Source organism: Paracoccus haematequi, from assembly GCF_900631945.1.
GTDB lineage: Bacteria > Pseudomonadota > Alphaproteobacteria > Rhodobacterales > Rhodobacteraceae > Paracoccus > Paracoccus haematequi_A.
In genome coordinates, this window is record NZ_UZWE01000030.1 from 185,999 (window position 1) to 192,516 (window position 6,518).

Here is a 6,518-nt window from a genome sequence, read left to right on the forward strand (position 1 = left end):
AGACAAGTGGCCGGTCCGGCCCGGAGACGGTATGACAACCACCATGCAACCCGACCCTTCGGTCATCGGCGGCGTCCCCGTGGCGCCGCTGGCTTTTTTGCCCGACGCCGCGGCGGTCTTTGACAAGCGGGCCGGTCGGTTCGCCTTTCTGGCCGATCACGGCGGCAATCTGGCGCCCTATCTGCGCTTCCTGGCCGACCTGACCGGATTGCAGGCGCGGCTGGCGCGCGACCTGCCCACACCCGCGCCGATCCCCGCCGACCGCATCCGCATCGCCCGCGAAAGCCGGATGCCGCCCATCGACCGCGCCGCCCTGGCGGCGGACGAGACGATGCACGCCACGCTGGACCGCTTCCTGGCCGAGGCTGCGGTGCTGGACATGCCCGAACCCGCCCGCCTGGCCCTGTCCGCCGTCACGGCGGCGGGCATTGCCGACCGGCACTGGCTGCTGGAGAATATCCTGTCCGACCGCATCCCCGACGACAGCGCCGCGCCGCATCTGTTCGTCGGCGCTGCCGTGCAGGTCCATCTGGCGCGGCTGGCCGCCACGCTGGACGCCGCGCAACTGGTCAGGATCCGCACCGGCACCTGCCCGACCTGCGGCGGACGGCCCGCGACATCCTCGGTCATGGGTGCGGCGGGGATCGAAAGCACCCGCTATGCCGCCTGCGGCTGCTGCGCGACGCACTGGAACGAGGTGCGCGTGACCTGCCTTTGCTGCGGGTCGACCAAGGGCATCAGCTATCGCAGCGTCGAAACGGACGAGGCGACGGTGAAGGCGGAATTGTGTTCCGAATGCGGCAGTTGGGTGAAGATCCTCTATCAGAACAAGAACCCCAGCCTGGATCCCATCGCGGACGACGTGTCCAGCCTGGGCCTCGACATGCTGATGAAGGACACCGATTTCCGGCGCGGTGGCTTCAACCCCTTCATCGCCGGCTATTGATGACGGGGTTCCGCGCCCTGCCCTCGGTCGATCAGGTTCTGCTGTCCGACAGGGGCCGGGCGCTGATCGACGCGCATGGCCGCGCGGTGGTCACCGCCGCCCTTCGCGCCCGTCTGGACGCCGCCCGCGCCGCGATCAAGGGCGGCGCCGATGGCGAAACCGAGGCCGCCCGCCTGCCGCATCTGCTGGCCGCCGATCTGGCGGCGGGGGCGGCGTCGAAGCTGCGCCCGATGCTGAACCTGACCGGCACGGTGCTGCACACCAATCTGGGCCGGGCGATTCTGGCGGAGGAGGCGATCGAGGCGGCCTCGGCCGCCATGGCCGCGCCGCTGGCGCTGGAATTCGACCTGGACGGCGGCGGGCGCGGGCAGCGCGACGACCACCTGCGCGGGCTGCTGTGCGAGCTGACCGGGGCCGAGGACGCGACCATCGTCAACAACAATGCCGCCGCCGTGCTGATCGCGCTGAACACCTTCGGCCAGGGGCGGCAGGCCATCGTGTCGCGCGGCGAACTGATCGAGATCGGCGGCGCCTTCCGCATGCCCGACATCATGGCGCGGGCGGGCGCGCAACTGGTCGAGGTCGGCACCACCAACCGCACCCATCCGCGCGATTATGAAGGCGCGATCACGGCAGAGACGGGGCTGATCCTCAAGGTCCATACCTCGAACTACCGCATCGAAGGGTTTACCGCCGAGGTTCCCGCCCCCGCGCTGGCACAGATCGCCAGGAAAGCGGGCGTGGTGCTGCTGAACGACCTGGGGTCGGGGTCGCTGGTCGATCTGGCGGCTTACGGGTTGCGCCGCGAACCCACCGTGGCCGAGGCGGTGGCCGAGGGCGCGGACCTGATCACCTTTTCCGGCGACAAGCTGCTGGGCGGGCCGCAGGCGGGCTTCATCGTCGGGCGGCGGGATCTGATCGCGCAGATCAACAGGAACCCGCTGAAACGCGCCGTCCGCCTGGACAAGATCCGCATCGCCGCGCTGGAGGCGACGCTGCGCCTGTATCGCGACCCCGACCGCTTGGCCCAACGCCTGCCGACCCTGCGCCACCTGGCGCGCCCGCAATCCGACATCGCCGCGCAGGCCGAACGGCTGGCCCCGCGGGTGGGGGCGCTGCTGCCGGATTACAGCGTGACCGCGACCGATTGCGCCAGCCAGATCGGCTCGGGGTCGCTGCCGACCGATACGATCCCCTCGGCCGGGCTGCGGATCACCGGCCAAGGCGGTGACGCGCCCGACCGGCTGTCGGCCCGGCTGCGCGCCCTGCCCTGCCCCGTCGTCGGCCATATCCGCGACGGCGCGCTGATCCTGGACCTGCGCTGCCTCGACCGCGACGACGACCTGCTGCGGGCGCTGTCGGCATGATCGTCGGCACGGCCGGGCATATCGACCACGGCAAGACCGCGCTTGTGAAGGCGCTGACCGGCACCGATGCCGACCGCCTGGCCGAGGAAAAGGCCCGCGGCATCACCATCGACCTGGGCTTCGCCTATGCCGACCTGGGCGGCGGCAGGGTCACGGGCTTTGTCGACGTGCCGGGCCACGAACGCCTGATCCACACCATGCTGGCGGGCGCGGGCGGCATCGACATGGCGCTGCTGGTGGTGGCCGCCGACGACGGCGTGATGCCGCAGACGCGCGAGCATGTGGCGATCCTGGACCTGCTGGGCATCGCGCGCGGGATCGTGGCGCTGACCAAGGCCGACCTGGCCGACGATGCCCGCCGCGTGGCCGTGACGACCGAAATCCGCGATGCGCTGGCGGGCACCGCCCTGGCCGATGCGCCAGTCCTGCCCGTATCCTCGCTGACCGGCGAAGGCGTCGACGCCCTGCGCGCCGCCCTGATCGCCGCCGAGGCCGAGACGACCGCCCGCCACGCCGACGGCCCGATGCGGCTGGCCGTGGATCGCAGCTTCACCCTGTCCGGCGCGGGCACGGTCGTCACCGGCACCATGCTGGCGGGCCGCGTCGCGGTCGGGGATCAGGTGACCGTCAGCCCCCGTGGCCTTCCGGCCCGCGTGCGCGGCATCCATGCCCAGAACCGCCCCGCGACCGAAGGGCTGGCGGGCCAGCGTTGCGCGCTGAACCTGGCGGGCGAGGCGATCAGCAAGGACGCCATCCATCGCGGCGACGTGGTGCTGCCGCCCGCTCTGCACGCGCCCGCCGACCGCATCGACGCCTGGCTGACGGTGCTGGCCAGCGAACCCAAGCCCATCGGCACCTGGTTCCCTGCCCGCCTGCACAGCCACGCGGTCGAGGCCGGGGCGCGCATCGTGCCCCTGTCCGATCCCATCCAGCCCGGCGGCAGCGGCCCGGTGCAGATCGTGCTGGACCGTCCTGTCGCGGCGGCGGTGCATGACCGCTTCATCCTGCGCGACGTGTCGGCCAGCCGCACCATCGGCGGCGGGCGCTTCCTGGACCTGCGCGCCCCCGCCCGCAAGCGCCGCACGCCCGAACGGCTGGCGCTGATCGCCGCCGCCCGGCCCGAGGATCCCGCCGCCGCCCTTGCCGCGATGCTGGCCGTGGCGCCCGTCGATCTGCCCGGCTTCGCCCGCGACCGCAGCCTGTCGCCCGCTGCCCTGGCGGACGCCGCCCGCATCGCCCAGGCCGCCACCATTGGCGATCTGGCGATCAGCCGGGCCGTTCTGGCGGCGCTGCAAACCCAGTTGACCCAAATCCTGACGCAGTTCCACCAGGACAACCCGGACCTGCCCGGCCTGGGCCGCGAGCGCCTGCGCCTGACGCTGCAACCGCGCCTGCCCAAGGACGCCTTTCTGGCCTTCCTGCGCGCCGAATCCGATGCAGGCCGCGCGGTCCCCGATGGCGCCTTCCTCCGCCTGCCCGGCCACGAGGTCCGCCTGACGGCCGAGGACGAGGCGTTGTGGGACCGCATCGCCCCCGCCCTGCTGGGCGAGATGCGCTTCCGCCCGCCGCGCGTCCGCGACTTCGCCACCGACTTCGGCATGGACGAGCGAGAGGTGCGCCGCGTTCTGAAACTGACCCAGAAGCTGGGCCGCACCGACCAGATCGCGCATGATCATTTCTTCGCCCGCCCCGTCACGGCCGAGATGGTGGCGATCATTCTGGACGTGGCCGCGCAGGCCCCCGACGGCTGGTTCACCGCCCCCGCCTTTCGTGACCGGGTGCAGAACGGCCGCAAGGTCGCCATCGAAATCCTGGATTTCTTCGACCGCCACGGCCTGACCTTGCGCCGCGGCGATTTACGTCGCATCAACCCGCATCGCGCCGACCTGTTCGGCGACCCTGGAAGGGAATCGCCCCCGGTGGGGCGGCCGGACTTCAAATCCGGTTGGGGCAGCGAGACTGTCTCGGGTGGGTTCGACTCCCATTCCCTTCCGCCAGAAATTGATGACAACTAACCGTTTTATATCCATTATTTTTGTTCATGGCAGCCTCAATCCCCCAAATGCACCCCCACTCGGAAATTTACCGCCCGGTGGTTTTACGCCCGACCGAAGCCGGGCGCTGATGGTTAGACTTGAAGTGATTGCATCACCGCCTCGGCCTGGACCCTGATACTGTCAACGGCGCCTTTGATCCCTCGAACAGCCGGATCGTCCTCAAGCTTTAGCAGGTGATCGACATGGCCCATGATGACCGATGCGGCAGCGCACAGGTCGATGATGTTGCAGAGCGCCAGCATTTGCTCGTCCTCGGTCATGCTGCGTTCTCCCTGAGGATTGTTGCTGCATTGTCCAACTGCATCTTCGCTTCGCGTAATAGATCGACAACCTGCTGCGCGCCAACTGAGAAGCAGGCAGTATCCTTATCATGCAGATCGGCCAGGTAGATCAGATCGAGGAAGGACATGGCCTCGTTGATCTTGTCAGAACCATCGTTCACCATGTGGATCGGCTTGCGGCTCATGCTGCGTCCCCCTTGCGCCAGATCCCTGCCTTCTGGCGCCGAGACAGCAATTCGGTGCCGTTGGTAACAACAGCCATCAATGCGCCTGCCACGTTCAAAGTGCGCTCCACAGCATCGAGGCGTCCGGCTGTCATGATGTCGCCGCTGGTATCGTTGTCCAGCGCCAGCCTTGCTGTCAGGATCATCGCCTCCACATGATAGGCGAGTTGTTCGGCCCACTGTGCAGGGTCATCGACCTTGATCAGGTTATCGATGATCGGGAATTCAGATTGCGTTTCCCCAAGCATGCCGGGGGTGTTATGGCAATTCACAGCCATGCTCGATCTCCTTCTAAGATCGGGTTTCGGTTAGGGCCGGGTGGAAGCAGCAACTTCCTCTCGGTCCGCTCAACTTACACAACTTCAGCATGTCGTGTCAAGCAGATTGCATAACTTGTGTAAGTCGCGTATCATGCAGCCATGTCAGATGAGATTAAATCAGTTCGCCTTCAAATGGTCATCGCCCCCTCTCAGGTGGCGCAGATCGACGCATGGCGCAAAGCACAAGATGATCTGCCAAGCAGGTCCGAAGCAATCAGGCGGCTTGTCGATCTTGGATTGGCCGCTTCGGGAAAGGCCAGAGGAAGCGCTCGTGATTGAACCAAAAACGGTTACGCTGCCTGAGGCAATCCGGCATCTTGAAGATCGTCTAGACGCACTTCAAGCTTCAATCCGGGCAATATCATCTTCTATTTGCATGCTGGATGAGAATGGGCCAAGTCGTGCCATGATGAAGGCTATGCTAGAGGCCGCGAGAGATCACCTTACAGCTAACGGTGTAGAAAGCGGCGATATTGATGTTATTCTTACAACGCTTAGCGGTGCGGAGCCGCCGCCCCAGCGCCCTAAACTGCGCATCGTTACCTAAGCGTCCGGTTTATCGTCCTCGATAAACCTACGCCGCCTATGCCAGCCGCAGAAGCCATTCCAACATGGGCCAGAAGATGAACCACCCCGCAGCCGCCCAACAGGCTGCGAGGAATGCGGCGGTCAAGGATCGTTTCAGGAGTAGCATGAGGTTCAGGAGCAAGTTGATAAGTTTATTGGACCAGCGGTCGAATTCACTCTTCGCAGCAAATCCTTAAAAATTCACGAACGCTATCAATTCACTATTTACAAACGTCTTCCAGTCGCATTACCTGAAGTTGCAGAGCATGCAGGCACTCAACCCACGATCAACCCCCGGCGCCACGACACGCCGGGGGAAATTTCACATCGCGAAAAATTTTTCGGAACGATTGGCTTACGCTAACGTTAATCGCTGTCCGTACACGGTGGACAGTGATTAACGATTGACGCCCTGCCTGTTCTGGCAGGGCTTTTCGTTTTCGCTGGAACAGCTACCGCAGTTTTTGGTTGATAGTCTTATGAGGGTCAAACGCACAGTCCTTCATGGGAGGCCCTTGCATCCGGCGCGGTCGTGAGGGCCTTTCATGTCTGGCTAAGCTGCCGTCGCCACCCGCTCCAGCATGGCATCGAGGCGGGCCGGTGTAAGGCGCTTGTAACGCCGGACAGGCTTTATGGCGCCGCTGGCCCAGTGAGCTTTAGGGTCTGTGGGGATTCATCGTGAGTTGATAACGGCGGCAGCGAGGTAGATCATTGCTTCAAAGCTCCGGTCGGTCTTGCAAGCACGCATGGCGATGC

The 6,518-nt window shown here is 65.9% G+C and carries 7 protein-coding genes, 1 tRNA gene and 1 pseudogene; 6 read left to right on the forward strand and 3 right to left on the reverse strand.

Annotation, left to right across the window (positions count from 1 at the left end; all coding sequences use genetic code 11):
* Positions 1-31: 31 nt before the first annotated feature.
* From fdhE to PARHAE_RS11015, 4 genes and pseudogenes are all read left to right on the forward strand, one after another.
* Entirely contained in the window at positions 32-946 is a 915-nt protein-coding gene (gene fdhE, locus PARHAE_RS11000) for a formate dehydrogenase accessory protein FdhE (RefSeq protein ID WP_126154653.1), read from the forward strand.
* Positions 946-2,313 carry an L-seryl-tRNA(Sec) selenium transferase gene (gene selA, locus PARHAE_RS11005; protein ID WP_126154654.1) on the forward strand — a complete coding sequence of 456 codons (1,368 nt, stop codon included), beginning with the start codon at positions 946-948 and terminating at the stop codon, positions 2,311-2,313. The genes fdhE and selA overlap by 1 nt, the downstream gene beginning before the upstream one ends.
* Positions 2,310-4,121: pseudogene (gene selB / locus PARHAE_RS11010) on the forward strand (selenocysteine-specific translation elongation factor); the annotation flags it as partial. The gene selA and the pseudogene selB, both read left to right, overlap by 4 nt.
* 93 nt (positions 4,122-4,214) lie before the next feature.
* Positions 4,215-4,310: transfer RNA gene (locus tag PARHAE_RS11015), tRNA-Sec, on the forward strand.
* Positions 4,311-4,441: 131 nt separating this feature from the next.
* Here the strand turns inward: PARHAE_RS11015 and PARHAE_RS11020 are convergent.
* The 3 genes from PARHAE_RS11020 to PARHAE_RS11030 are packed head-to-tail and all read right to left on the reverse strand — an operon-like array spanning position 4,442 to position 5,153.
* The gene (locus PARHAE_RS11020) at positions 4,442-4,630 is read right to left on the reverse strand and encodes a hypothetical protein (RefSeq protein WP_126154655.1); all 189 of its coding nucleotides are present in this window, start codon (positions 4,628-4,630) and stop codon (positions 4,442-4,444) included.
* Positions 4,627-4,836: a hypothetical protein gene (locus PARHAE_RS11025; RefSeq protein ID WP_126154656.1), complete on the reverse strand. Its 210-nt coding sequence runs from the start codon at positions 4,834-4,836 to the stop codon at positions 4,627-4,629. The genes PARHAE_RS11020 and PARHAE_RS11025 overlap by 4 nt, the downstream gene beginning before the upstream one ends.
* Positions 4,833-5,153, reverse strand: coding sequence for a hypothetical protein (locus tag PARHAE_RS11030; RefSeq protein ID WP_126154657.1), 321 nt, complete (start codon positions 5,151-5,153; stop codon positions 4,833-4,835). Before PARHAE_RS11030 ends, PARHAE_RS11025 begins: the two co-directional genes overlap by 4 nt.
* A gap of 141 nt (positions 5,154-5,294) precedes the next feature.
* Between PARHAE_RS11030 and PARHAE_RS11035 the strand changes: the two genes are divergently transcribed.
* Entirely contained in the window at positions 5,295-5,474 is a 180-nt protein-coding gene (locus tag PARHAE_RS11035; RefSeq protein WP_126154658.1) for a hypothetical protein, read from the forward strand.
* Complete coding sequence (locus PARHAE_RS11040; protein ID WP_126154659.1) at positions 5,467-5,742, forward strand: hypothetical protein; 276 nt, start codon at positions 5,467-5,469, stop codon at positions 5,740-5,742. Before PARHAE_RS11035 ends, PARHAE_RS11040 begins: the two co-directional genes overlap by 8 nt.
* Positions 5,743-6,518 lie beyond the last annotated feature (776 nt).

Bases quoted from the DNA above. Each gene is read 5' to 3' on its own strand.
- fdhE (WP_126154653.1), top strand. From the start codon at position 32: ATGACAACCACCATGCAACCCGACCCTTCGGTCATCGGCGGCGTCCCC.
- selA (WP_126154654.1), top strand. From the start codon at position 946: ATGACGGGGTTCCGCGCCCTGCCCTCGGTCGATCAGGTTCTGCTGTCC.
- PARHAE_RS11020 (WP_126154655.1), bottom strand. From the start codon at position 4,630: ATGACCGAGGACGAGCAAATGCTGGCGCTCTGCAACATCATCGACCTG.
- PARHAE_RS11025 (WP_126154656.1), bottom strand. From the start codon at position 4,836: ATGAGCCGCAAGCCGATCCACATGGTGAACGATGGTTCTGACAAGATC.
- PARHAE_RS11030 (WP_126154657.1), bottom strand. From the start codon at position 5,153: ATGGCTGTGAATTGCCATAACACCCCCGGCATGCTTGGGGAAACGCAA.
- PARHAE_RS11035 (WP_126154658.1), top strand. From the start codon at position 5,295: ATGTCAGATGAGATTAAATCAGTTCGCCTTCAAATGGTCATCGCCCCC.